This window comes from Leptospira perolatii (assembly GCF_002811875.1).
GTDB lineage: Bacteria > Spirochaetota > Leptospiria > Leptospirales > Leptospiraceae > Leptospira_B > Leptospira_B perolatii.
In genome coordinates, this window is sequence record NZ_NPDZ01000019.1 from 1 (window position 1) to 25,999 (window position 25,999).

General features: G+C 41.7%; 24 protein-coding genes. 10 read left to right on the forward strand and 14 right to left on the reverse strand.

Going from position 1 to position 25,999, the window contains the following annotated elements; translation table 11 throughout:
* Positions 1 to 360: 360 nt before the first annotated feature.
* The 3 genes from CH373_RS17490 to CH373_RS17500 all read right to left on the reverse strand — a co-directional run bounded on the left by CH373_RS17490 (position 361) and on the right by CH373_RS17500 (position 2,361).
* Complete coding sequence (locus CH373_RS17490; protein WP_125170006.1) at positions 361 to 1,356, reverse strand: SRPBCC family protein; 996 nt, start codon at positions 1,354 to 1,356, stop codon at positions 361 to 363.
* Entirely contained in the window at positions 1,322 to 1,699 is a 378-nt protein-coding gene (locus tag CH373_RS17495; RefSeq protein ID WP_100714366.1) for a VOC family protein, read from the reverse strand. The genes CH373_RS17490 and CH373_RS17495 overlap by 35 nt, the downstream gene beginning before the upstream one ends.
* A 128-nt stretch (positions 1,700 to 1,827) precedes the next feature.
* A complete protein-coding gene (locus CH373_RS17500; RefSeq protein ID WP_100714367.1) occupies positions 1,828 to 2,361 on the reverse strand; it encodes a GNAT family N-acetyltransferase in 534 nt (177 codons plus the stop codon).
* Between the two features lie 546 nt (positions 2,362 to 2,907).
* Here CH373_RS17500 and CH373_RS17505 point away from each other — a divergent pair.
* The 6 genes from CH373_RS17505 (at position 2,908) to CH373_RS17530 (ending at position 8,337) form a co-directional block, all read left to right on the forward strand.
* Entirely contained in the window at positions 2,908 to 3,357 is a 450-nt protein-coding gene (locus CH373_RS17505) for an LIC_11090 family protein (protein WP_100714368.1), read from the forward strand.
* A 161-nt stretch (positions 3,358 to 3,518) separates the two neighbouring features.
* The gene (locus CH373_RS17510; protein ID WP_100714369.1) at positions 3,519 to 4,901 is read left to right on the forward strand and encodes a YncE family protein; all 1,383 of its coding nucleotides are present in this window, start codon (positions 3,519 to 3,521) and stop codon (positions 4,899 to 4,901) included.
* Complete coding sequence (locus CH373_RS17515) at positions 4,867 to 6,153, forward strand: transporter (RefSeq protein WP_100714370.1); 1,287 nt, start codon at positions 4,867 to 4,869, stop codon at positions 6,151 to 6,153. The genes CH373_RS17510 and CH373_RS17515 overlap by 35 nt, the downstream gene beginning before the upstream one ends.
* A 47-nt stretch (positions 6,154 to 6,200) precedes the next feature.
* Entirely contained in the window at positions 6,201 to 6,590 is a 390-nt protein-coding gene (locus CH373_RS17520) for an LIC11213 family lipoprotein (protein WP_100714371.1), read from the forward strand.
* Entirely contained in the window at positions 6,587 to 7,201 is a 615-nt protein-coding gene (locus tag CH373_RS17525; RefSeq protein WP_243393463.1) for a YceI family protein, read from the forward strand. The genes CH373_RS17520 and CH373_RS17525 overlap by 4 nt, the downstream gene beginning before the upstream one ends.
* Positions 7,198 to 8,337: a DUF5777 family beta-barrel protein gene (locus CH373_RS17530; RefSeq protein ID WP_279305876.1), complete on the forward strand. Its 1,140-nt coding sequence runs from the start codon at positions 7,198 to 7,200 to the stop codon at positions 8,335 to 8,337. The genes CH373_RS17525 and CH373_RS17530 overlap by 4 nt, the downstream gene beginning before the upstream one ends.
* A gap of 72 nt (positions 8,338 to 8,409) precedes the next feature.
* On the opposite strand, the gene CH373_RS17535 is transcribed toward CH373_RS17530, so the two are convergent.
* The 6 genes from CH373_RS17535 to CH373_RS17560 all read right to left on the reverse strand — a co-directional run bounded on the left by CH373_RS17535 (position 8,410) and on the right by CH373_RS17560 (position 15,009).
* Positions 8,410 to 9,657: a beta propeller repeat protein gene (locus CH373_RS17535; protein ID WP_100714372.1), complete on the reverse strand. Its 1,248-nt coding sequence runs from the start codon at positions 9,655 to 9,657 to the stop codon at positions 8,410 to 8,412.
* A gap of 192 nt (positions 9,658 to 9,849) precedes the next feature.
* Entirely contained in the window at positions 9,850 to 11,172 is a 1,323-nt protein-coding gene (locus tag CH373_RS17540) for a beta propeller repeat protein (protein WP_100714373.1), read from the reverse strand.
* A gap of 162 nt (positions 11,173 to 11,334) precedes the next feature.
* The gene (locus CH373_RS17545) at positions 11,335 to 12,285 is read right to left on the reverse strand and encodes a DMT family transporter (RefSeq protein WP_100714374.1); all 951 of its coding nucleotides are present in this window, start codon (positions 12,283 to 12,285) and stop codon (positions 11,335 to 11,337) included.
* Positions 12,286 to 12,369: 84 nt separating this feature from the next.
* Complete coding sequence (locus CH373_RS17550; protein WP_100714469.1) at positions 12,370 to 13,911, reverse strand: M14 family zinc carboxypeptidase; 1,542 nt, start codon at positions 13,909 to 13,911, stop codon at positions 12,370 to 12,372.
* A gap of 117 nt (positions 13,912 to 14,028) precedes the next feature.
* The gene (locus CH373_RS17555; RefSeq protein ID WP_100714375.1) at positions 14,029 to 14,475 is read right to left on the reverse strand and encodes a DUF2147 domain-containing protein; all 447 of its coding nucleotides are present in this window, start codon (positions 14,473 to 14,475) and stop codon (positions 14,029 to 14,031) included.
* 84 nt (positions 14,476 to 14,559) lie between these two features.
* A complete protein-coding gene (locus CH373_RS17560; protein ID WP_100714376.1) occupies positions 14,560 to 15,009 on the reverse strand; it encodes a DUF2147 domain-containing protein in 450 nt (149 codons plus the stop codon).
* Between the two features lie 564 nt (positions 15,010 to 15,573).
* Here CH373_RS17560 and CH373_RS17565 point away from each other — a divergent pair.
* Entirely contained in the window at positions 15,574 to 16,335 is a 762-nt protein-coding gene (locus CH373_RS17565; protein WP_423789793.1) for a formylglycine-generating enzyme family protein, read from the forward strand.
* Entirely contained in the window at positions 16,325 to 18,406 is a 2,082-nt protein-coding gene (locus tag CH373_RS17570; protein WP_100714377.1) for a SpoIIE family protein phosphatase, read from the forward strand. The genes CH373_RS17565 and CH373_RS17570 overlap by 11 nt, the downstream gene beginning before the upstream one ends.
* Here the strand turns inward: CH373_RS17570 and CH373_RS17575 are convergent.
* The 3 genes from CH373_RS17575 to CH373_RS17585 are packed head-to-tail and all read right to left on the reverse strand — an operon-like array spanning position 18,403 to position 21,573.
* Positions 18,403 to 19,413, reverse strand: a complete 1,011-nt coding sequence (locus CH373_RS17575; protein ID WP_100714378.1) for a radical SAM protein — start codon at positions 19,411 to 19,413, stop codon at positions 18,403 to 18,405. The genes CH373_RS17570 and CH373_RS17575 overlap by 4 nt on opposite strands.
* A 58-nt stretch (positions 19,414 to 19,471) precedes the next feature.
* Positions 19,472 to 20,401 (reverse strand): class 1 isoprenoid biosynthesis enzyme, encoded by a 930-nt coding sequence (locus CH373_RS17580; protein ID WP_100714379.1) that lies wholly within the window; start codon positions 20,399 to 20,401, stop codon positions 19,472 to 19,474.
* Positions 20,398 to 21,573, reverse strand: coding sequence for an NAD(P)/FAD-dependent oxidoreductase (locus CH373_RS17585; protein ID WP_100714380.1), 1,176 nt, complete (start codon positions 21,571 to 21,573; stop codon positions 20,398 to 20,400). Before CH373_RS17585 ends, CH373_RS17580 begins: the two co-directional genes overlap by 4 nt.
* Positions 21,574 to 21,770: 197 nt before the next feature.
* Here CH373_RS17585 and CH373_RS17590 point away from each other — a divergent pair, with 197 nt between their 5' ends.
* Together CH373_RS17590 and CH373_RS17595 are read left to right on the forward strand one after the other, a co-directional pair.
* Positions 21,771 to 21,989 (forward strand): hypothetical protein, encoded by a 219-nt coding sequence (locus CH373_RS17590; RefSeq protein WP_100714381.1) that lies wholly within the window; start codon positions 21,771 to 21,773, stop codon positions 21,987 to 21,989.
* 278 nt (positions 21,990 to 22,267) lie between these two features.
* Complete coding sequence (locus tag CH373_RS17595) at positions 22,268 to 24,067, forward strand: PP2C family protein-serine/threonine phosphatase (RefSeq protein ID WP_125170010.1); 1,800 nt, start codon at positions 22,268 to 22,270, stop codon at positions 24,065 to 24,067.
* Positions 24,068 to 24,129: 62 nt separating this feature from the next.
* Here CH373_RS17595 and CH373_RS17600 read toward each other — a convergent pair whose 3' ends face one another.
* Both CH373_RS17600 and CH373_RS17605 read right to left on the reverse strand, forming a co-directional pair.
* Positions 24,130 to 25,224: a fatty acid desaturase gene (locus tag CH373_RS17600; protein ID WP_100714383.1), complete on the reverse strand. Its 1,095-nt coding sequence runs from the start codon at positions 25,222 to 25,224 to the stop codon at positions 24,130 to 24,132.
* Between the two features lie 166 nt (positions 25,225 to 25,390).
* Positions 25,391 to 25,951 (reverse strand): hypothetical protein, encoded by a 561-nt coding sequence (locus CH373_RS17605; protein WP_125170012.1) that lies wholly within the window; start codon positions 25,949 to 25,951, stop codon positions 25,391 to 25,393.
* Positions 25,952 to 25,999: the final 48 nt, after the last annotated feature.

Here is a 25,999-nt window from a genome sequence, read left to right on the forward strand (position 1 = left end):
ATCTTTTCTTTAGTGTTCGAGATCACTACACAATCGAACTCAATTGATTGTAATAATCTCAGCTAATAAAAAATTAAATTTCTCATTCGCAGTTATGTATGTTGTTAAGGATCTTTGCGTTTCCCTCAGGATCATCAGGAGAAAGGAAGATTTTCCGTTCTCCTGCCGGTCCGTTTCAGGTGCCGCTTTCTTTGGATCAACTTCTTCGGAACCGAAGAAGCAGGTCGTAAATGTCACATTAGAAAATTGAAGGACCCAGTCAAGGAAAAAGTAAAGAAAGGATCGCAAAATAAATCATCTGCTTCGACTTTGCACTCGGATTTATTTTCAAAATCCCGGATCGAAATTACAGTTTCAGCCTTAAGTTTTTGGAAGAGCGCTCCGATTTCGAATAATCTTCAGAATATAGTTTTGGATGCTCCTCATAATGAAATCGGTCCAAAGAGAAGAATAGAAATTAAATCGGGTAGAAATTCTGTATTCACTACTCAAAACGAGCAGAACCTGATTTTCACCTGTGGGAACTATTTCGTATTTTCCGCGCAAAGTATCGAAATATCTACCACCGATCGTAACATGTTTATCGAGAGTAGAGAGCGGAATTTGAGAAGGATCAGCCTTGATCCCAAACTCGATGCGCTCTAATTCTTTTATATCCAGAATCGCTTCGCGGAACTCTAAACCGCCTTCGAACTTTGCAATCCGAACCGCGCCGACCTTCTCATCCTTCAGGATCGCCTCGACCGGCTTGGGAAATCCCAGGAAATGAACCAAATCAAATGAGTGCTCTTGAGGTTGGATCTTTTTTACGGAGACAATATTCTCCCATACAGTACGAACAGGAGCATCTATGATAATTTTTGTCTCCACTAGTCTGTAATCCGCCGGATCCGAGAACTGATTTTCCGTATAACCCATTATATTAGGTAATAATAATATAACAAAAAAGGAAAGCCGATTGATTTTTCCCTTTATCCAATATCCAAATAACCCTCCTATTGAAGACATGACTAAAAAAACCGGCAACCCCATAATCACACAAATAGAACCTTCTAAGCCGATCAGCATGATGACTATAAGCATGATAGTGCAAGGAATCCAAGGTAGGACTATCCGTTTTATTACACTTAAGTCCCCTCGGAAATAGGTAGTTAGTATTCCGATAACTGTCGGAGAGAGGAAAATAAAGCCCATGGTCATCTCTCCGAAGTAAGGCCTGACGATCTCCAGTTCGTTAGCGGCTCTAATGGAGAGTCCGTAGGCGAGCCCGAACAAGATTCCTACGATTGAATCGGTTTTTTCTTTAACGAATTTATCCATTCTACTTTGCGTGCTCATCCACTTGGAAAATTCCAAAAGTATTTCCGGAGTTGTCTAGAAAATATCCCTGCCAACATTTACCAGGCACAGCAAACTTTGGTAGGGCGACCTGCCCTCCGGCCTTCATAATCTTGGAAGCTATTGAATCGAAATTGCTAACTTCTGCCGAACATACGAACGCATTAGTACCTTGCCCCAAGCCTGGTTCGGGTGCGGGTCTCTGCAATAAGCCACCCATAATTCCGCCTGTCTCAATATGCCAGTATTCAATAGGAAGGCCTTCCTGTTTATAAAACTTCCAGCCAAAGACTTCCTCATAAAAGTGAACCGCTTTTTTGGGCTCATTTACCTGTATCTCGAAATAAGCAATCGTGTTCATAATTCTACCTTGTTATCGTGGATCTATATTAGCATTTAAAAGAAAATGTTAATATAGATTGGATCCTGCAAGCGATAAACGAAACGAGCAAGCACCTGCTATTAGAAAAACATATAAGCGAAAGCACTTCAGAGATTCGTAATCCTCTTATCTTTTTTCCAATCGGTTCTGTTCAATCGATAGACAAAGCAGTCGTCTTCGTTGAATCTACGTACTTCTAAAAATTGAAATCCGAACCTTTCGTAAAACTTATGCGCTCTGTGGTTCGAAGCCAATGGATCGATCAATATCGCGGTAACATTTGGGTCCGCAAAACATCTTTCAATCGCCTGTTCCATCATTTTTGTTCCGTAACCCTTTCCCAGATCAAATGGTTCTCCGATCCAAATATCGATGGCTCTAAGATTTGCTTGCACTTCTCCCCAATAATGACTTTCTTCGAGCAAAGGATCTATGATCTGAATAAAGCCGATCGGTCTGCCTTTCAGCATGGCAACCAATTGTTCGCGCCAACTCGGGGCTTTACCTAACTCTATTTCCCAATTCCAGTCATCATTAGGGTCCGATTGCAAAACGTGAGGTTGATCGTCCCAGTAGCGCAAAAGCTGTGCGTCCTCAGGAACTGCATTCCTTAAAACAATACTCTCGTCCTTAGGTTGCATCAGAACATTATGTAATTCCTAGAAGCTCTTTTCCAGAAGAATAAAGTTTTCCTGGGAAAAGAATCGATGGTCCGCTCAATGTATCGCAGCACAACTGATATCCCTTTTAATCTACTCTATCAAAAGTAATGGCATACAGGAAGGTACTAAAAAATATCGCGTAACTAATTACGCCGTAAAAAAGGTACAGTGTTCTTTTCATGGCGACGAAGGACGATAGGAATAACAAGCAGTGTCAACTTTTTATCAAAGAAAAGAAACCAAGGGAACGAACTCTCATTAATCAAGAATGTTCAACTTTAGAACCGGAATATCAAACTGTCCGTCTTTCACACTCTGGATCTTTGTGCTCCATATTAATAACGACGATTTCAAACAGTTTCCGTAAAGTAACAAAGGCTATAACAGTGAAACTTTCCTGCGCCAAACGGTGAATCAGAGTGCGGCGATCAAATTCGTTTCCTTGCCTTAAATCAATTCCATTTCTCCTGGAATTCCTTGACCAGACAGTCAGAGATTTAATGTTTGAGATAGAGTTCTGTTTCTATGCGGACGAACATCTTTATAGTTTCAATCTTGTTCACCTTTGCGGCCCAATCCGTCGAATCCGCATTTATCCGATTGAATTTCGAGTCAAAAATCTGTACTTGTAACCACGGCTCAAAAAAGGAATCTCACACATCCAACTCGGAAGACTCAATCTTTAAGAATCGATTAAAGCCTGACAAATCTGAGGCCATTTCTCCGAGCGCGAGTGCTAAGCTCCCAGACTGCCATTCCGTAAAGGACACTCAAGCGGTCCATGCATGCGCGTGCAAAAAACACAATGAGGCAGGAAATGCAAAAGAGCTTTCAGCGTTTTCCTTCCAATTTTTAGAGCCTACTACTGCAGTTATTCTTTCCCCCTTTAAAATCCAACTGGATTCATTTATAGAATTTAAAACTGTCCTTGCCTTAGGACATTTCGATTCGCTGATCAAACCTCCCAGAATCTAATCAAGGATTCCAATCCTTACGCAAAAAGCTTCGAGGATTTTATAAAGTTCAATGGGAACTCTTAAGAAATCCTCACATGGATCGATCTATCTAAGTTTCTCAGATGCGGAGATAGATTGCAGTCGTACCTCGCTTTGGTGCGAGAAACTGATTAGGTTTTTATGAAAAGATTAATATTTACACAGATCATCGCTTTAGCAATTTCTTTATTACAAAATTGCACTGTTCAAAAGGATGAAAACTACAACAAAAATGCATCTCTCCTTCAATGGCTTATCGGAACGCAGGCTCACGCCTTCGTCTATGTAGCCAATCAAGATGCCTCGGCTTCCAAAATCAATGTAATGCAAATTTCCAGCTCCGGCAATCCTGTCGGCTTCGGAGATATATCGTCCCCTGCCCTGCCCGCCTGGGTGACCGCAACTGGTTCTGGAACCGGACATGTCTATGCTTCACTCTCTGGAAATAACTCAGTTCAAGTATTAGATTATAGAATAGGTTCCTTCCCACTGAAATCAATTTCTGTGGGGCGCAACCCTACTAGAATCTACGTAGACCCTATGCATTCAGATCACAATTGGGTGATGAACGACGGGGACGGATCCGGAGCAGATACCATTCTTTGCGATGCAAGCCATTCCTCATTTACAGTGATACACGACACATCTGATACATTAATCATATCGGATATTCACGAAACGATTTGCATAGGAAAAGGACCGCATAACGCCGCTTTTGCGACAATGAATCCTATGCTCGCAATGGTGACAAACGAAACCGATTCAAGTATTTCAGTCGTAGATAACGATGAAAACTCCCCTACTTTCCTGCATCCAACCTTAGGAGTTTTAAGAACTCTTACATTAGGGTCTAATCCTAAAGGAATAGTGTATTCACCTAGTAAGAATCGATTCTACAGCTACTTGCCCTCTACCGGTGAAATAGCAATCATCGATCCTACGGGGAACTCCAACACAGGTTCCCTAGCCGGAACAATTTCCGGAATCGGATCCGGATTCTCCATTCTAAAAATCGACGAGACCGGGAACTTCCTGGTTCTTTCTGGAATTGATTTGGTCAGTTCTGCGACAAGTGCCTCTGGAATTTTGACAGTTGTGGATTTGTCGGATAATTCGGTTCATCCGATTTCAGTTCCTAATTCAGGATTTTCTGATATTCAATTTTCTCATGATGGAACCAAACTTTTTGTAGCAACTGCTGAGAATGGCAACGCAACTCAAAAGGCATCCATCATGACCGAAAAATTCTACATTTACGATAGCTCTCATTTGCCCCACGTCAGCCTTGCGAAAACTGTGCAAGTAGGACATTCTCACCAAAGCTACAGGACCTTTACTCTTTTCAACATGGACAACATGATGGCAGGAGTATATGTTCCAAATTTCAGCGATGGGACTGTGACTGCGTTGGACGGAATGAATTTTGATCCGGTTGCAACGATCAATACTGGAGGAAGCCCTCTCCATTCAACGATCTTCTGTACTATGAATGGCGCCAATTCTGGACATGATCATGGGCACTGAGTCTCATCCAAATCAGGGTGCGCGACTTCTAACGAAACTACTCGCCGAGTTTCGAAGGAATCTCTGCGGGAAATTTTTAGTATTCCTCTTGCTCTTTTCTTTTCCTCTTTTAGGACAAGGCTCGAGCTCTGAACAAAATGGAACTAAGGAAAAAGTTTCGAATTCAGCGATCGAAGAAGATCAAACTTCTACGGTCGATCACTCCAAACATAAAAATGGCCGTGACTCCAGTCACGACCATTCCGTGGAAGTTCCAGCAGGGATCACGGGAGCGCACTACCATCCTCCAGGTAAGATTATGGTAGAATATCGTTATATGCTCATGAATATGTCCGGACTTTACAACGGATCAAGCAAGCTGGACCCGTTCCTCGTCCTGAATACTTCCCAATATTCGGGCAACCTAAGCTCCACGAGCACTTCCACTACATTGCATAACCACGCTGGTTCCGCAAATTCTGCATCCGGTTCCTACCGTTACGATATGGTGCCGACAAAGATGAACATGGAAATGCATATGGCCATGATCATGGGATCGTTTTCGGAAAACTTATCCTATATGGTCATGGTTCCTTTTGTCAGAAACTCCATGGAGATGTTGAATTCGGGAAATTACCAAAAGAGCTATATGAGTGCTCAGGGAGTAGGAGATATTCAAGTCCAAACTTCCTACAAAATCCTGAAGGGAGAAACTCATACTTTGGCTCTCAATTTTGGATTAACTCTACCGACTGGATCGATCAATGAAAAGGATTTCATGATGCAAGGACAGCCCAAGTCTACGGTTTCATATGGGATGCAACCTGGAACAGGCACCTTTAATCCTGTGCCAGGAGTAACGTACACCGGAAGAATCGATCGTTTTTTTTGGGGAGCACAAGCCTTGGCAATGGTTCACTACGGTGCAAACCAGAACGGCTATCGATTTGGGGACAAATACGAAGGATCGGTTTGGTCCGGGTACAAGTTAACTGATTGGTTCGCATTACTGGTTCGAGTCAATATGCAAAAGTGGGAGAATCTAATCAGGAGAGATCCCTCTCTTCCCATCACGATGACTCCACAAAACGATCCTGATAAACAGGGAGGCCGAAGGACAATTGTCTACATTGGTTCAAATCTGAAATTGCCGTTTCTTGGTTCAGATATTCGGGCCAATTTAGAATTTGGAGCTCCGGTTTACCAGCATTTGAACGGACCACAAGTTGGCCTTCAGTCTGTAGTGAATTTTTCTCTACAGATTACTTTATAAAAATAGAATATTCTTTTTTAAGAATAGAACGAGAAAGGAGAATTTGAATGAAAAAGGGAATGCTACTGATCTTTCTAACTTTCCTTTCCTGTGAAAATTCCGGGGCGGATAAAATTCACGGAGGAGCGGATAAAGCTTATTTGTATGAGGGATTAACATCGACATATACATGCCAAAATTCTGCGCCTCCGTTCTCCAGCCTAAACCAAGAAGGAGGAAGTCAAACTCTATGCGGAAACTGTCATAGTTTAAGTAATATTAAAGGAGGCGTGGATATTACCAGTTATTCCTCTTTATTAAACGTAGTTGTACCTGGATCGCCGAACACTAGTATTTTATATAGAGTACTTTTACCCGGGGGATTGATGAGCGGTTACACCGCAGATTCCTTAAACAAAGCCGTATTTTGTTGGATCCAAGGAGGTGCAAAACCGTGAGAAATGCCTCAGCTCAATCTGTTCCAAAAGGAATCTTTCGATTCTGTCTGATTCTTATTTGCTGGTGCATTGTCTCCGAATTTAGTTCTGCACTTGCTTTTGAAAAAGCGATTTCTTTTCCCAAAAGGTCGGCTCGCATCGTCTCGGGAAATATTAGATTTACGAGCATTGCACAAGAGGAAAAGATTTCTGGATCAGGTAAGCTGATCACGGGAAAAGTAGATCCGAAAGGAAAAACCCTGGATATAGAAATCGATTTACGAGATTTTAAAACTGGCAACCGACTTCGGGATTTGCATCTGCACGACAACTATTTGGAGTCCGAAGATTTTCCGTATGCAAAATATAGGGGCAAAATTCTTTCTTTCGAGGAGGATTCCGGAAAGACAAAAGTGATCGGCACTCTATCCTTGCACGGTAAAGAAAAACATGATTTTCTAATTGAGGGAACTCTCTCCGCAGATGAAGGTCGGGAGAATTTTCTCCGATTTTCGGCTTCCTTCCCCGTCCGCCTCTCGGACTTCTCGATCTCAATTCCTAGTCTTCTTTCCTTAAAACTAAGCGAGAACATCGAAGTCAGTACAGAAATTCTATTGGAAGAGGTAGAATGAAGGAACAGTTTTTGCTCCGAATATTTCAGCGAATTTTCGTATTTGCACTCCCCTATTTTGCGTTTGGGAGTATTAGTCTTTTTGCACAAAGGGCGACTTTCCAAAGCTCGAGTTTGATCCAAATGCCATCCACAGAGGATGTAGGAAAAAAGAACTTAGATCTTAGATTCAACCATAGATTTGGAAATGCGCAAAGCGGAATTCAAGATTTGTACGGCTTGGATTCGGGAGCGAATATTTATATCGGCGCCGATTATGGAATCACGGATCGAATCTCCGTAGGTTTCGGTAGGATTTCCGAAAATAAAACTTACGAGCTCAGATTAAAAACAAGATTGCTGACCCAATCAGAGACCTTCCCTTTTACACTTAGCTTTTGGGGAGTTGCTGCCCAAGACACAGATAAGCAAACGGTTCCATTACAACCGAAAATCACACCAACAAGCACAGGTAATGCAACTGTAGACGCTAAACTCTATGAAAACCTGAACGAATACACCTTATCGGAGAACGATAAACGAAGTTACCTAGCTTCCTTTTTAATTTCCCGAAGATTCGGCAAAATCTTTTCCCTTCAGATCTCTCCGATGTTCACTCACAGAAATTTCGTAAAGTCCGGTCTTTCTAACGATCGATTCGGTGTGGACGTTGGCGGCAGAATCAAACTGAGCAAACGATTCGATTTTACTTTCGAGGCTTTGTTTTCCAAGCAAAGAGATTATATTGGAGCCGATTACTCTACGTTAGACCGCCAAACTTCGATCGAAGGAATTCAAACAATGACAGGAGCAGAGATCAACAGTTTTGTGCACACACCGCAAGACCTCGCGATTGCATATCTGCAAAACGTAATATTAGATAAGCCGGTTCCGCATTATTCCGTTCCGCTTAGCTTTTGCCTGGATATAGATACCGGAGGGCATATTTTTCAAATATTCGTGACCGACTCGAGAACTCTCACACAAACCAAGTTGTTAAACGGAGGAGATTTTAATTTTAACAAGCACCAATATTCACTTGGCTTCAATATCCATCGATACTTCTCGTTTGAGGATGAGGAGGAACTGCAAACGCCTGAGCCCCCTAAAGAAGATGATCAAATTAACAAGAGCAAAATGGAAAAAAGCGATTCCTAAATAAGAAGATTCGAGTAGCAAAAGCGAAACTGGAAAAAGGGGCTTGCAATAGGTATTCGCTGACCATAAGGCTTAAGGTTTTGCTAATATTGCGTTGATCCTACTTGTATAAGAAGGTGCATGAACTATGGACCAATCTTCTGCTGCCTTTGGATCTGTGGCAATTCCTACCGTGCCTGATGTTCCGACCACAACAAATCGATTTAAATAAATATTATATGCTGCGTCAGCCCAATTCACCGGATGATCAACATTGCAAGAACCTAAGTTCGTAAATGGAAGCCAAACTCCCTCCGTATAGGCTGTCCAATTCCCTTTTTGATCGGTGGTGTAAACCCAAGAACACTTATCCCCAAAGAAGATTACTTTCGTATTGGAGTCAGCTGCCGCATTTATAAGGTTATCATACTCATATGTATAAAATTGAAATACACGGTCGTCGTTCGTTCCCCAAGCCTGATTCGGCAACCTTCGAAACAGATAAGGGAGCCCATCCCCCATGCCTGTCATGAAGTGCACATTCTGCTTTGTGTAATAATACCAGAAAGACCTTGGGCGATAATTTGGAGGTGGATCCGCAATGGTTGGATATCCATAACCTCCGAGTACACCGTCTGCTTTCCAAGTACCAAGGTCGGGATGAAACTTGTAATTAATCTGACTATACGAACCTGACTCACCCGCGCAATAACCAGTATCCGCATCAAAACTGGCAAAGCAAGTAGCCAGGTTACTTTCAACTCCATCTACTCCCGTCGGGCCAATATGTTTTCTTTCCCAGTTGAATCCATCATAGCTGGTCAAACCATAATAATAACCGCTTGCTTTAGGAAACAAGAATGCCAGTCCTCCGATTAAGAAAACCCCTCGTCCTCCTGTCTGACCAAACGCAATGGATCGTAACGGAGTTCCTGCTGCTCCCGTCGCAGTTGGTGGACATGGAATTTGTTGCCAGATTAGCGCATCAAAACTGACCCACAAACCGCAGTTATTCGATGTGGTTCTGTAGTCCCCTCTAGTCGTCCCAACCGCGACCCATACCCCGTTACCGATAGCGATATCATAAATCACTCCACCATTACAGCCGGGAAAAGGAGTCGATGCTCCTTGCTGCACGGTCCAATTCTGACCGTCTTCTGAGGTAAAGAGAGAACAGTTTTCGCCGACAGCGACAAATTCCGGACCGAGAGGACGTCCTCCTGTGGACACGATAAAATTGGCCAAGAACCCCAAAGGAGATTTTGAGGCGTCCAAATCGATTGCCTTGGCTCTATTGCAGCCGAGAGAACATATTAGAAAAAACCAGATCAAACTTCTCATCTGAATCCTCGACCGGTATATTCGTTTAACAAATATACCTTTCCTTCTTGTCAAATTTTTCCGTGAATCTAAGTCCGCCACCGAAAAATCTTGAGTAAAATTAACATGAGTTAATAACCTCTGTTATGCGTAGTAAATCGATAAAGTTACTATACTTAAAATTAGGTTCTCTCCTGAGTTCATTATTCTTACTTAATGCTTAGAAATTACTGCGTTGATCCTTCCGTTCAGAGCCGTTGATGTAACAAGCCAGTCGGATCCACCAATAGGATCCCCTGCTGTCACGGTAATGTAACCCTTCGGAGGATTACTAGATTGTACCCCGACTCCTACATATCTATTTAGTTTTGAATTGTATGTTAAGTCGGCCCAATCAGTCCTTTGGCAGTCTTTCATGGAAGTCTGAGTTATCCAATTCTGCAGAGGTTGGCCCGAGTTTGTCAGATCTGTCGAGTACATCCAGTTACACTGATCACCTACTAGAACCAGCTTAGAGTTTGTATCTGCCGCAGCGTTCATCCTGACTCCGGGAGCAGAAAAAGTTAAACCTTCAGCGGATACATTCCAAGGTTGCCCATTTGAAAATTTACGATCCGCATAAACTGTTCCGCCCGTCGTTGCTGAATTAAATAAACCAAAGGAATACATTACAGAATTCTTCGCAGAAAATAAAAAGAAGGAGCGAGGATTGTAATTAGGGGGCATAACTGGAAGCGGCGTATCGTAACCTCCTGGACCATCCTGATTTACGTTCCAAGCTCCGTTACTTGGAACATATTGATGTAAAGGCATTGCTATACCGGTAAGAGTTTGATTTTCCATTGTGCAGTACGCTGCAGAATCATTAAACTGTATAAAACAGCTTCCATATTCTCCTCCGGCAGCATTGCCAGGAGTCGGTGGACCAGGAATTTTCCTATATTCCCAACTCGCTCCGCCATTGCTACTTATGATGCTGTAAGTAAAGTCATTCTGGCTCCCGCTTAACTTCAAACCAGCCGCGAGGAATGTATCAACTCCTCCTGCTTTTCCAAATCCGATAGACCGAATCGGTGTGTTCGGCTGACCCTTGTTATCCGACGCCGGGCATTCGTGTCGGGTCCAGTTCACAGAATCAGTACTAGTCCAAAGACCGCAGTTATTGCTCCGATTCAAAAAATGAGAAGACAATGTTCCAACGGCGACTAACGTTCCGTTTCCGTATGCAAGATCATAAATCACTCCGCCGTTACATCCGGGAAAAGGAGTTTCACTTCCCTGAAATACGGTCCAAGTAATTCCATCGTCTGATTTCAAAAGAGCGCAATTATCACCGGCTGCGACGAACTCCGTAATTAGTGCGTTTCCGTGGGGCAAATTAGGATCTGATTGCCCAATATTCGAAAGAAGCGAATCCAGGAAAAGTCCTGCAGGAGTTTTGGAAGCATCAAGATCAATTGCTTTTGCGCGATTGCAACTAACGAATAAAAAAACTGCGATAACAAGTAGCCTCACCATAATTTGCACCCGGAACATTGTTTTTATTCCAACAAAGAACAATTTCATTCCTTGCTTATAAATTTAACGCTATAGATAAATTTTACTTAAAAGAGTGAGAAAGAGCGAGAAAACTACACTAATCCGTGCCATTTCAGCAGATATTGATTATTAAAGATAGATTTTCAGGATTTAACGGAATTAACGTTCCTTCTTCTCTTCTTTTACTTTACCCAAAAATTCCGCAATTAGGACACCAGAGAGAACCAAAAAACAGCCAATGACGCCTGCCGTTGTTAAACGATCATCTAAAATGAAAAAAGCAATGAATGCGGAAAATACAGGCTCGAGAGAAAAGATGATCGCAGCTCGTGTAGGAGAAACTTCTCTTTGGTAGCGAGTTTGCAAGTAAGTAGTCCCGACCGATGCGAGAACTCCATTGTACAATAGTACAGGAATCATTGCGGGATCCCATTCCCAGTAGAAAGTTTCCCAGCCAATTACTGATAAGCAAATTGCAAGCCCGAAGGAGGCAATGCTAGTTACGAAGGTCTGAGAGATGAGTAAAATGGAATCCGGTAATTCGCGACTAGCAGAATCCATTTGAATCACGTAACAAGCGAAAAAGAATGCCCCCGCAAGAGTGATTAGATCTCCGGTTTTAAAACTAAAGAGCAACTCGTCCCCTCCTCCATCCGGTTCGGAAGAAAGAAAAAACAAGCCGGCCATAACCACGATAACGCCTAACAAATTACCTGCGCTAGGCGCTCTACGATAAAGCACAGTTTGAAGGATCGGAGTGATTACCACCAAAGTTCCGGTAAGGAATCCTGACTTAATAGCAGTTGTAAAACGAAGTCCAATTGTCTGACAGGCAAATCCAGCAAACATCCAAAATCCTAAGAGAAAGGCAGTCCAAAGTTGGTTTGGAGTAAGCTCCGAAAGGGCACCGAGCAGACGCTGCTCTCGGGAAGCAGATCTCCGGCTTACAAAAAACAAGATCGGCAAAAACACCAGGAAAGCAATACCGAATCTCATTCCTAGAAAAAACGAGGGTGAAACAGATGTGAGACTAAGTTTCGTAGCAGTAAAGGTACCTCCCCAGATTAATGTGCATAAAATGAGAGAGAATTCGCTCCTGAAACGATTCATAAAATTATAATACTCTTAAATACGATCGACCTAACCTCAAGCCAATCGAAAATCTCAGAAATCCGCCTATCCCAATTAGGTTTTTCAAGAAGCTTCCCGGATCTTATGTAATACCAATTCTACTTGTTTCCAAGATTTCCAAGTAACGCCTTCCCATCGCAGTGTTTCGTAGCCTTCTTTTTCCACTCTCAATTTGATTTTTCTCAGCTGTGGGAAGACTTGAAAAAAGAGTCCATCGCTAGGCCTTGAAGTTCTAGTTTCATCATGGAAAAAGGTTATGTTTTCGTATATTATGTTTGCCGAAAGTGGTTCCCCATCCTGGTCTACGATTCGGAAGTAAATCTTATTACCATCCAAAACCTCGTCCAAAAGCATGGTCCAGGCAGGTCTCATCGATTCCATAATCTTTTCTACATCAGAATAAGGAGGATTTGCGTGAGAAGTTTCCAGCAGATACGCTAAAGTACCGTACTTAAAGAAATAGTAATCTTGGTCGACTCCATCGACACCATAAATATTCTTTCTTGCTTCGAATTTTTTCTCGGGGTTATAAGACTCTATTTTGGACGCGATTCTTTTTCCCAGATCCCAGACCAGATCTGGCTCAGGATTTTTGGTATCGTCTATGGTATATGGGACCAAAATGCAATTCGCATAAGCATGATAGCTAATAGAAGCTGCAAATCTTTCGCGCTCCGCAAGATCGATCATGGATCTTGTTTCTGGTTCAGAAGCTGGTGAAGGTCCACGATAAAAATGGCTATGCGGAGCAGTAGAAGTAAATGGGGATTTGGTCCTTCCCCAAAAAAAAGGATAATTGCGATTTACATCTACTCCTGGATTTTCCCTATCCGAACCGTCGTTTCCATTTGACCTAGCATTCTTTCGGCCCAAAGCAAGCGCATGATGCCAAAATACTCGCGCGCCTTCGGGGTTGACGATCGGTACGATCCATATTTTCAATTTTGCTAATACATCCGAAAATCTTTCTTTGGATCTCAGTACCTCGTAAAGTACATCGTAACAATGCTCTACGGAAATAGCTTCGTTTGAGTGGTGCGCACAATTAAAGAGAACGGAGATTTTTCCTTGATCTGAGATTCTCTTATCAGTCAGCAAAATTCCGATGATATCGGTGCCATGACTAGACTTTCCGATATGTTGAAAGGACGCCTTGCCCGGAAAAAGTTTACTCGTCCAATATAGATAATGAAAATTTAATATATTATCCTTGTATCCTTTCTTGACGTCCCCAAGTGCAAAGATCGTTTCGTTTACCTGATTTTGGTAATTCCCGGAGTAGTATTTAAAAGGATATCCTTGCTTTTGTACGGAAATCCCCTCTTTAGGAAATCCGTATTTGGCGATCATCTCTTTAGGAAGCACAGAATAATAGGCTTCCGGCTCCTCGTAGGTAAAAGGATATTTATCTTCGGTTGCTCTCTTGAACTCTTCCTCGTATTTCCTCTCTACCTTAAGAAGCACCATCTTGCTAGAATCATGTAGAGGTCGAATGGGAAGTGTCTCTCGCGTAAAGCACGATAAAGCGCAAGAAACAGCGAACGCGCAGACAGCCGTTCGTTTTAGACGAAAAATCAGTTTTGGATGGTTGAGAATGACCCGCATCGGATTCTTTGAAAGAATCGCAGAGTGCTTTCTGTTTGGCAAGCTAAGATTCGCGTTATTCAAGCTCGAATCGCGCGAATCTTCAATTCAGGAAAAGTTACAAAAGTTTCAAACTTTCTATTTGCGAACCCAGTATTGCGTTCTACCCAATAAGGAAAATCCTATATAGCCTCTGACTTCCAACTTTTTGCCGTTCTCGATCGCTTTCAGAAAACATTTATACCAGTTTCCGTCGTTCGGATCCAGAATTTTACCTCCGGACCATTTGTCACCGTCAGGACCCAATCCTTTGATAATCACCATTCCGAGAACCGGTTTGTCTTTATTTTCGTCACTGCATTCAGTGCAAGTATGAGGCTTTCCGTTTTCGTCCAAAGGATCTACTAGCTTTGTGATCTTTCCGTAAACCTTTCCGCCCTGCTCGTAAATCTCCACTATGGATTCTTCTTTTCCATCATCGCTAAATGTTCTCCAGGTTCCGGTAACGGCAGCAGGCTGAGAAAATAGATTCGATGTTATAAAAAGGCTAGTTAAGAAAATAAGAATGTAGATTGTTTTTTTCATAAGTTAAATGATCCCTTTTTTGCCGCAAATTCGTTGGAAGTTCATCCCGAAGTCCTGAAAGGACTCCGGAGACTAAAATTTGATTTATTTTTTTACCCAGGTTTGAGTGCGCCCAAGGAGAGAAAATCCGATAAATCCTCTCACATTCAATTTCTTTCCACCCTCGATTGCTTTCATCTTGCACTTATAAGTTTTCCCGTTATTAGGATCCATAATAGTCCCACCGGTATACTCGTCATCTTCGGGGCTTAGATTTTTGAGGAAAACCATTCCTACTACTGGTTTATCTTTGTCCGCGCCTTGGCATTTGGTACAGATCTTAGGTTTTCCGTCTTTATCCAAAGGCTCTTTCAGGCTGACAATCTTTCCGAAAATCTTTCCACCTTGTTCATAAATTTCTACGACGGACTTTTCGCTTCCGTCTTCGTCATCAATCGTCTTCCATTTTCCGACTACTGGTATTGGATCAGCAATAACGGCATTTGAGAGTAAAAACGCAGTTAAAGCCAAGAATAGTACGAGCCCTTTTTTCATGGTTGATTCACCTCTTGAGCATTTTAATAAAATCAGTTATATTTAACTGTAAAGCTGAGGGATCAAGCAAACTAATTAAATTTGTGCTGATTTTTTCCCGAGAATGATCCAAGGGTGTGTTCTATTTTTGAACATTCATTCAAAAATAATTTCTATCAAGAATCCGATGGTGTAGGAAATCCTACGAGATTTTTATAAATACTCCGAAAGCACTAAAACCTTTCACATGTAAATTGACCTGCAGAATCAATTTCGAAAACGGGCTTCAAATTAAAATTGATGCAAGCGTTATCTTTGTGGCTTCTCTTTTTATGCTAGTGTATGATTCAAACAGATACACACTGTTATACGGAAGTCTCAAAATCTTTTTTCTCTTGCAAGTCTCCCTGCTCTAAAAAGACTTCGGGAAATGCAAGAGGAACAATGCGGCTAAAAATAAATATATCATTTCTATCCTTTATGCTCTTTCTAGGTGCCGCTTCGAATCACTGTAGTTTCTTTTCCTCACAGCTTTCTGGAGAATCAAAGTCTCCATCTGGTTGTAACGGACAAAATGTGGAAGGAATGAAATGTATCCCAGGCGGAGAGTTTATTAGAGGAAGCAACCGACACGAGCCTGATGAAAAGCCAGAAGCTAGAATTTATATAAGTGATTTTTACATGGATACGTATGAAGTCACAAACGAAGATTTTGACAAATGTGTGCGAGCAGGCAAATGCAAAGATTGTCTTGTCACAAAGAAATGCAATTATGTAGGACCGAAGTACGGCGCACCTTACTTAAAGCCAAAACAACCTGCAGTTGGCATCAGCTGGTATTCTGCTTCTGAATATTGCAAATGGGCAGGAAAAAGATTACCGACGGAAGCCGAATGGGAAAAAGCAGCGAGAGGACCAGACGGAAATATGTACCCTTGGGGAAATGAACCTGCTACTTGTAAAAATTCCGTTATTATGGAAGACGATCGAAAAGGTTGCGTGCCCGTAGCGATTCAGCCTCCCCATAAAATGCCAACCTCCGAAGTAGGCACTCGTGCACCAGGAGTATATGGGCTGTATGATATGGCTGGAAATTCATGGGAATGGGTACAGGACTGGTATACCTCCTCTTACAATACTTGCGGAAAAGCGTGTGAAGGAAAAGATCCAAAGGGACCTTGCAACGGAGAAGAACCCTGCCCTGGGTTCGCTAAAAAAATAGTTCGAGGTGGGTCATGGTGGTGGCCTTCTTCTTATGCTCGAGGATCTAAGCGCCGTTCTCATATTCCCCAAAACTATCCGGAATACCATCATTTCGGATTTAGATGTGCAAAGGATGTGCAATAGAAAAGGAAAGTCATACGATGGTTTAGCGGGATTTTTATCCTTCTTAACTATATTATTTATTCCTTATTCCGTATCATCGGAATCCCCACGTTTTGAATGGGGATTCGAAAAATCGGTAATCACATTATCAAAGTGGAATATTCAGTTTACCTCAAATGATCCGCAAATAGAAAAATCTCCGGAATCAGAGCACTTAGACCAAACCTATTCACTAGGGACTATCCCGGACTTCGGTGCCAGAAAAGACAAATTTGCCACGATGTCACTTAACGTTCACTGTGGACAAAGTATAGCCGGTCAGTCCTTAAATTGTCCGTACAGAGCCGCAGTCTATCTTCCATTTTGCTTTTCCGGATGCATTCTTTTAAGAGATGGATTTAACCCAGAATTGCGAACTTTTTTTGGAGCAAGGGGCAATGGGTATCCTTCTCGACCGAGAATCGTTCCGATCGAAGGTTTCGATGGTGACGAAAAGATAGAAGTTGTTCTATTTCCCTTCTCCGGTCCAAGAATGCTAAGGGAGAATCCTGTTTTTGGAACTTTCGAAGAAATTCAATCCATCTTCCTGGTCAAAGCTCTCAAGATTTTCTTTTTCACTTCGTTGGAACTTTTTTCATTCTTATTTTTCCTGTTTATATATTTAAGGAGGAGAAAGGATCAGTTTAATCTTTCATTCTCTATTCTAAATCTCTCTCTTGCAGTATGGTATCCTTCCTATGAAGGATGGAGCAATTACGTTTGGGACTCTCCTTGGTCCACAGTGATTTTTGGATATTGCCTAGGAGCTCTTTTGCCGATTCTGTTTCACGAATTTACGAGGCAGATTTTTAAGAGTCCTAGATTCCTACTCGGCACGGTTTTGGAAGTTTGTTTCGTATTTCATATTTCTTGGCCGGCGCTAGAATACGGCCTTACTGGAAGCCTTTTGCTATTTGAAAAATATGCATATAACACTTTCATAATTGTCCTCTGTTTATTTTTTCTGCATACGATTCAGATTTTCGTTCTCTACCGAAATCAAAGCATTATTTCTTTCAAATGGGTTGCGAGTGGCTTGGTTTTAGTCGCACTATCCTCTTTGTTTACGGTACTCTCTCTCGCAGGATTAGGACATGCTAGCCCTTGGGTAAATGAAAGCTTCTTAGGACTTACTCTTTTGTTTAGCTTGGCCCTTGCGAAACGATACGCCGAGGTTTTTCGAGCATTAGAGAAATCCCAATCTAAATTAAAGATTTTGAATGAACTTTTGGAAACAAAGGTCGAAGCGAGAACCAAAATCATCAAATCACAAAAGCAAGAATTAGAGAGAAAGGGAAGAATACTCGCAAAAGATCTATTCATTGCCGGAAAGATTCAATCCTCACTGTTACCAAAGGAGTTACCGATTATTCCAAACGCGAGGTTAGCTTTTCGTTACCAACCTATGATGGAAGTAGGCGGCGATTTGCTAGATGTAATCTACGATCACGAAAGTTCCGCCTTAGGCCTGTTCATCGGTGACGTAACCGGCCACGGGGTATCAGCTGCACTCGTTGCCTCGATGCTAAAGATGACCCTGGGTGATTGGGGAGAATTCATTCATGACCCGTCTTCTTTACTTCTGAATATTAAAGGAAAGTTAGACGGAAAATTGGACGGTCATTTTATCACTGCAACATTTGTGACCATCGATCTGCAAACCGGAACCGCGATGATTGCAAACGCGGGGCATCCGGAGTGCTTGATTTTGAGATCGGATGGAAAGGTAGAATTTTATCGACCGAAAGGTGTGGCCATTTACGAATCGGTCCCATCAGACTACGAAACGGAAATCGTACAAATGCACCCGGGAGACAAGATCGTTTTATACACGGATGGAATTCCTGATGCTCGAAACCAAGGTGGCGACTTTTTTGGGGAGGAGGCACTTTCTCTATTACTCAGCCAAAACAGTGCACTTACACCAGAGCAACTTTGCGATACAGTTCTAAACGGGATTCAATTATATCGCGGAAACAATCCTTCGGAAAACCAAGACGATATCGCATTACTTATTGCGGAATTCACTGGTCATCCTGCAAGTCGAACTTAAGAAAATTCTAATAAATCCATTACCCTTTTACAGAATGGAACCGATTCAAAATCACAATATTCTAAACTTGGTCTGGGATTCATATTAGTACTACAGTCCGAAAAGTGCCTGCAATCAGGACAAATTTCTCTATCTTTTCCGGTTCGCCGTAAATATTCCTCCGAAGCAAGTATTCTCTGAAAAGCTCCCTTTTCATATTTTCCGAATTCTGATCTGGAAGAATGAGAACCTGTAATCTTTCCGTCCAACAAGACCACCAGTCTTCCTTCTCCCTCTATATTTGGAGAATGTGGAAGGTACTGCATTCCAATCTTATGGGAAACTACATTGCTCAGCGAGTTATCCAAAATAGTCATCGGAAACCCGTACAGCTTTAGGAAATTCGCGATCTGAATCATTTGAATGTACTCGGATGGAGTCAGTAAATCCTTCCGAACATCGTAGTAATCTGATTCCACCCTGTGAAGTTGTATGAGCGTAACCTTCTCCAATCTCGGAAACAGATTCATGATAGAATGCACAAAACCAGGCAAAACAGAAAGTAACCTTTTTCCGACAACCACAAACAATTCTACTTTAAGATTATATGATAGTGCGTTGGCGATCCCTTCGATCGCTTTAGAGTACGTCCCTTTACCCCTTACAGTTTCATGAATCTCTTCAGGCCCATTTAGGCTAATCGTAAGAGTTATTTTGTCTAGGTATTGGGCCAGACGTGAACAATATTCTTCGGATAGATATCCACCATGAGTGTTAAAATATACCGACCTATATCCGATCTGAAACGAGTAATCAAGTAATTCGAAAAGACCTTTCCAGAGGGTAACCTCTCCTCCCGTTAGGTGTAAGTTCTTAAATCCAGATTTCCATCCTTCCTCTACGATTCCCTTGGCTCTCTCCAAAGACATGCTACTCTTAGACTCCAATGCCGCAAGCGCAAAGCAGTTATTGCATCTAAGATCGCATTTAGTGGTGAGTTCAATCGTCAACCATTCGGTAAGGTTCATTCTAAATGCCTAAAGTACTTCCGAAACAACATTCAATAGATTCAATCATTATAATGTCCTAATGGACTGAAATAAGTCTTTTCAGAGAATCTGCGTACGTATCTAGATTGAGCTCCGTTGCTATCGAAATCGCTTGAAGCACATTTTCTTTCACTTTTTCTCGAGCCTTTTGGCCCGAATTCGAAATCCGAAAAATATTTGCGATTTCCTTCCGGTTTTCGGAATTCCAATCTGCTCTCAATTCGTTCGGAAGGAAATATATCATCGAAGAAATATCCCCTCGATCCAGATCTTCCTCCAAATCCTGGTAATCGTCGGCCAAACGCCAAGCGATTCCAAAAGATTCATACATCAGTAACAGCTTATTTGCGAAATCAATGCCCTCTAATTCGAGAGCGAGCAGATAAGGCTGCAAGCTCCATGTACCCATTTGCTTTCTAAATCTATCCAGATAAGAATCGAGAGAGTTCAAGCGCCTCGTCTCCTGAATGGAGCGAAAGTAGTCGTCTATAACTCTTTCCACAATTTTCTTTCCATCCGAAAGAATTTGAACCAGATAATTTAAAGAATCTTGATATTTTAACCAAATAACAGTTCGAAACTGCAATAGAAGATGAGTGAGAATTAGGCTTTGATCGACCAAATGGTCATCTAATGAATGTAGTAGAAGCGCCATCGAGTGTGCTTCGATTAAATGTCCGCTATACTGGTCATTTTGGCTTTTAGTATTTTTCTCCATTAATCGGGCCAAAATGGTAAAGCTCGGCGGGTAATATTCCTTGAAATAGTTTAATTCTTCTCCGATAGGAGAGCCAGAGTATTGATAGAGAAATAGTACTGCTTCGGACCTGAAGCTAGATGGCATAAGACGGCACGCGTTTAGTAATGCATCGTTCATTTTTCGAAGTAAGGCCTGCTCGTCTTCCAAAAGACCTGTCCTATCCAACGAAAAATGTTTGCCAAATATTATGTTTCCTTCATGGATCATAGTGTGTGCAAATATAATCTCAATAAATCGCTAGAATTCGCTGTCCCTAATACTGCACTCGAAACCAGAAATTGATCGTGAACTTTCGACCGATTCTTAAAATATCGGTCTACCGCATTTTTTCGAAGAAAAACTTTCTTTTGGAGTTCCTTCAAACGCAACGAATCTACGATATTTCTGTGACACTTATCGTTATATAAGTCGCCTAATTTTCGCTTTCTCCAATTTATTTTAGTGTAATCGATAATATCCTCTGCAACCATGCTCCCGGATTCAAGGGCAAAATCTATTCCGTCTCCGGTGATCGGATCTACTAAGCCCGCAGAGTCCCCACACAAAAAAACTGAGTCTTTTACCAAACTTCCTTTTCCGACTCTCATCGGAATATGATATCCTCTAGGTCGATCAACCATTTTAGCATTTTTTAATTCTTTTTGAAGTGAAGGAAGAGAAAGCAAATTCTCAAAAGCCTCCTCAGGTTTTATCGTGACTTTATGATCTTCTACGGCAGGATAAGAAACTCCTATATTGGCCTTGTTTCCGCTCAAAGGAAAAATCCAGGCATAACCTGGATACAATTCCTTAAGGTAGACGAAATGATAACTATTCTGAAAATCTAAATTGACGTTTTCAAAGTAGGCTCGGTAAGCAAAAGCCTTTTCGGTAGGCAAGAACGGAGACTGAAAAAATTTAGATCGAACCAGGGAATTCACTCCATCGGCACCAACGACTACATCTGCTTTTTCAGTGCGATTTCCAAAATGTACTCTAAAATCATTTCCATCTTTTCGAATTTCGGTTACAGACACGCCCTCAATCAAAGTAGCACCAGCTCCAACTGCCTTGGTAATCAGCGCATGATCAAATTCCTTTCTTGAAATTACGGAAAACGGATTTCCGTACAAATTGCGAGGTGCATCGATAAAATTCCGGTTCCCATACCAGTCGAGCTGGTACACTGAGGAAATTTCTTGACCTGAAGTAAACTCTTGGGCAGATCTGATGCCCATTCTAAACAAAGTATAGAAAGCTCTCGCAGAAACTCCATCTCCGCAGGTTTTATCTCTAGGAAACTTTGCCTTATCTATAACGGTGACTTCAATCTGAGCCTTGGCCAAAAAATAAGCAGCAGAGGCTCCAGCAGGACCTCCTCCAATTATGAGGACTTTCATTTTATTCCCTTTTATCCATCGATCCAAATTCTTTGAAATCAGCAGTCACCGAGTCACAAGGGATCTATTCGCCAATCTTAAGTGTGTTAGGCTAAGAACCGACAAAATCGTACATTTTTAGAGTATGGCTTCTTAACTAAAGCATAATTTTATTGAACTCAGTACTGGAAATATCTTATATAGTTTTCGAGGCAGAAATGAAAAACTTTATTGATTTCACAATTGATCTTAGCAAAAATCCGGCACTTGGAAAAGAAGCACACTCAGTTTTATCAAAAGGTGATGCAACCGCGCTTTCCAATTGGTTTGCGTCGAAGGGATACACTGTTTCAATCGAAGAAGCACAGAGACTAGTAGACAACAGCTCTCATCTCTCCCAGGATAGCATGCAACAATCTGTTAAGGCCGGATACTGAAAGTTAGATACCCAATCTTTCTCTTACTTTTTTCTTTCGCGTCACTTTACTCAGAAGAACAGTCTTTTCCGGTTCAGAAATATGATTCGAAAGATGGTCTCGTACGCCTATCTGGTGATTGGGTAATTGCGCCAGTTCTAACTCCATTAGAAAGCTCTAACTATAGCTCCCAAACTACAGCAGTTAAGACTTCACTCAGAAAATCGAACCCGAGCATAGAGTTTACTAGAATTCCGGAAATTCTTGAGACTGGCGATATTCAATCTTATCAATTGGATATGGAACTGGAGGAGCAAGACTTAACCCAATCAGATGGGTTTGCTTTTTATCTTCCTGCCTCGGCCACTGGAGCTGTTCTACTGATCAACGGAAATTTTATCGCGAGTACTCGTGAGTTGATCGAAGGCAAGCTTCCTCCGATCAATGCAAAACCGCAAATCGTTTCTGTTCCCAAAACGCTACTTCACTCAGGAAAAAATAGGATTGATATCCGATTGTCCTCTCTGGATTTTGCTTCGGCTTTTGAAGGTTTCGTATATTTCGGTCAAAGGAGTAAAATCCAGCATTTATATTTGATCCGAAACATGAAGACAATCGCTGTATCTGCGATTCAGATCTTTTTGTTTTTATATTTCTTATTTATCTATTCCCAAAGAAAGCAGGAAATTTTTTATCTATACTTCGCTTTGCTAAATTTGACCTTATCGATCTGGCTACTCGCGTTCAAAGGTCATATATTGTATCTTCTTGATGCAAGAGCTTCTTATGTAATATGCGCCTTTTTTATAGGCTCTCTTCCTACAGTTTTCCTTTACGAATTCTTTAAGCATTTTTTGCCGATTCGTCGAACCAAAGTGTCTATGGTTTTCGAAGGATTTTTCCTTTTGTGTGCTTTATTTTCTTTAGTCGAATATATTGCTACTGGGACGATCTACTTTTATTACCGTTATGTATTTGAGCTGTTTATTAACGCACTGATCCTATTTCTCTTTTACATTCTATTTAGAATTACGAAAGATTATATCTTGGTTTCAAAGAATATCTCTTACGGACTTCTTGTCGGCGTCGGAGTTTTCTTTACCGCGATCGCACACGATATTGCAATCTTCTTGAACGCTATCGTGTCAGAGTCGATTATTAACGATGGATTTTTTGGAATGTCTCTCGCATTCTCCTTCGTGTTGGCAAAAAGATATTCTGACACGTACAATAATCTCGAAGCCACTCAGGCCTCCCTCAAAGCGCTAAATGAATCTCTCGAAACTAAAGTGATCGAAAGAACCAGGACTATTGTCGCTCAAAAAGCCGTGATCGAAGCAAAAACTAAACTCTTGGAAAGAGACTTGGCGATTGCTGCAAAGATCCAAGCCGCGCTACTTCCATCTGACCTTCCTAATATCGCAAATGTAAGAGTATCATTTCGTTATGTACCAATGCTCGATGTAGGCGGGGATTTTATTGATGCAATAACGGACCGCACCGGAAGAGCACTCGGAATTTTTATTTGCGATGTGACCGGACACGGAGTCGGTGCCGCAATGCTCGCGTCCATGGCAAAAATGGCACTGTCTGATTGGTCAGATTATTTGAGCGATCCTGGATTTATGCTTACTAAGCTTCGCACTCAATTATTAGGAAAATTGAATGGAAACTTTTTGACCGCTACTATTGCTACTTTGTATCCGGAATCCGGCCGACTTTTACTCGCGAACGCAGGACATCCTGCATCTGTAATTCTGAGAAAAAATTATACGCAGCCCGAATTACTCAGACCTTCCGGAATCGCAATCAACGAAGCTATCATGACTCCTTATACCACTCAGGAAACCATGCTAGGCTTAGGCGACAAGATGATACTTTATACGGATGGATTCTTCGAAGCAAGGGATAAGAATGGAACCTTTTTCGGGGAGGAAAGGCTGTTTTCAGTATTCACGGAGAATTCTCACCTAAAGCCGGATCCATTTTGTTCTGAAGTAATTGAAAGCATTCGTAGGTTTACGAATGAAAAGGACGCTGTTCAAGACGACATGGCTTTGGTCGTTTTAGAATATTTGGGAAAGCCAGGAAGAGAATAAAAAAACCTTGGAGGGTTTGCACCATCCAAGGTTCCAGGTTTTCATGGGTTCATTTTTAAGAACTAGGTTGCTACTGTCTCGAGCTCGTTATCAGTTTCGTCTTGTGATTCAGAGTCGTTCAAAGCTTCTTTGTAGGTCATCCATTTTCCTGTGCTTGGATCTATTAGCTTGCACTTGGAAGTAGAATGAAAGTAATCTTTAGTAAACGTGTTTCTTTCGACCACATAACTAGGGTAATGCGCCTTAATTTCCCCCAATGCACGCGGTAGATGATAGAAAGGAATCTTCATATGAACGTGATGTGGAGAATGAATAAATATATTATGGAAAAAGAAATTAAATATATATGGAATATGGTAGTTCACCGTTCCGCGCATTTGGCCATAGAAAGGTGTCCATTCTGAACTATCTTTCCAAGGAATTTCCGGCCTGATATGGTGAACATATACCGTTGTTCCGATAAAGTAGTTCCATGCGATGAACGGCAGGAGCCAAACTTTCGTAAAGAACCATAGACCAGTGCGAACATCAAAGCCGTTCGGAGTGAGTCCGCCAAAATAATAGACTAGCCCGCCCGAAGCAAAAGCAAAGACAAGCATAATGATCTTATCTCTTAAAGCTTCTTTCAGAGGAGCGGTAAAAAGAACCATTCCTTTGAGCCAAACTTCGACAAGATAATACAGACCTCCACCCCACGCGGACCAGGCAATTCTATGGAATGCTTTTCTGAATATATTGAATTTCTTATATTCTTCGACTGAAACTGGGTGCCAGACAAAGTCCCCCTGGAGCTTTATCGTGTGGCCGTGGTGAATTCGATTATGTCCATAAGCCCACTGGTTATAGGCATGAAGTGAAGGAAGCATGGCTATCTGGCCTATCCAGTACGCCAATTTCTCATTCTTAAAAAGTGCACCGTGCGCAGCATCGTGGCCGACTACGAACAATGCTGCAATTGTTACTCCGGCAAAAAACCATAAGAAGGGCAAAAGATACCAAGTATCTATTTTCCAGAGCAACACCATTGAAACAATAAAGAACCCAATATCCCTTAAAAAATAAAGAACTCCGAGGTAAGTTGGGTTGTCAAATGTGCCTTCCGAGAGAATTTCGCGGACAGAGCTCAAAGTCTCTCGAGGCTTTTCTAATGCTGTCATATTAGATTCCTTTCGCTTAGATTTTAGCAGTATGGATTATCCCCAATCTGCCAACTGTTGAATCAGAGCGAAATCGACCTGAGTTGTTGCAGAAAAATTTATTTTTTAGAAGGAAAGGGCTAAAATTTTTTCCGGGGCAAATTCAGTGAATCCCGACCTGCCCCGGTCATTCTTTATAAAAAATTACGTCTTTGATCTCTGAATATGCAGGAGTTTGAACGGAAATACCAAAGATAAATCCTTGATGCAAGGAGGGAGGATTAGAATAGCTTCTTAAATCAATTTTGCATTTCCATTTGTTTGGATTTCCGGAATCGTACGAATAACAATACAAAGTATACGCACGTCCGCTCAGAGCAGAGCATGAGCTTCCTACAAACGCAGTAACAAAATTTCCGTCTGGATTAAAGCTTCCGCTCGGTGCAAACGAAGCGTTGGTGAAATCGATCACAATATTTTCATCCTGGACTAAACTTGCCGCAGAAAAGAAGAATTTGCTCTCGAAGTAGTCCGCGTCTGCGTTCCAGCCTGCGGCAAAAGTCACCTTCTGTTTATTGGCAGAAAGAACATAATTCTTAAGACTGTCTTCCGTACATTGCACCGTATATAGGGTTTTAAGGAAGCCAGTCAAGTTTTGGCCTTGTGCATTTTTATCCTCTTTGTCTTCACAATTTAGCGTGAAACCCAAAAGGACTAAACTGACGGAAATGAAAATTAAGCTCTTCACAAATTGCACCCAGGGAAGTTTTTTCCACATCAATCCCGGTGCAAAATC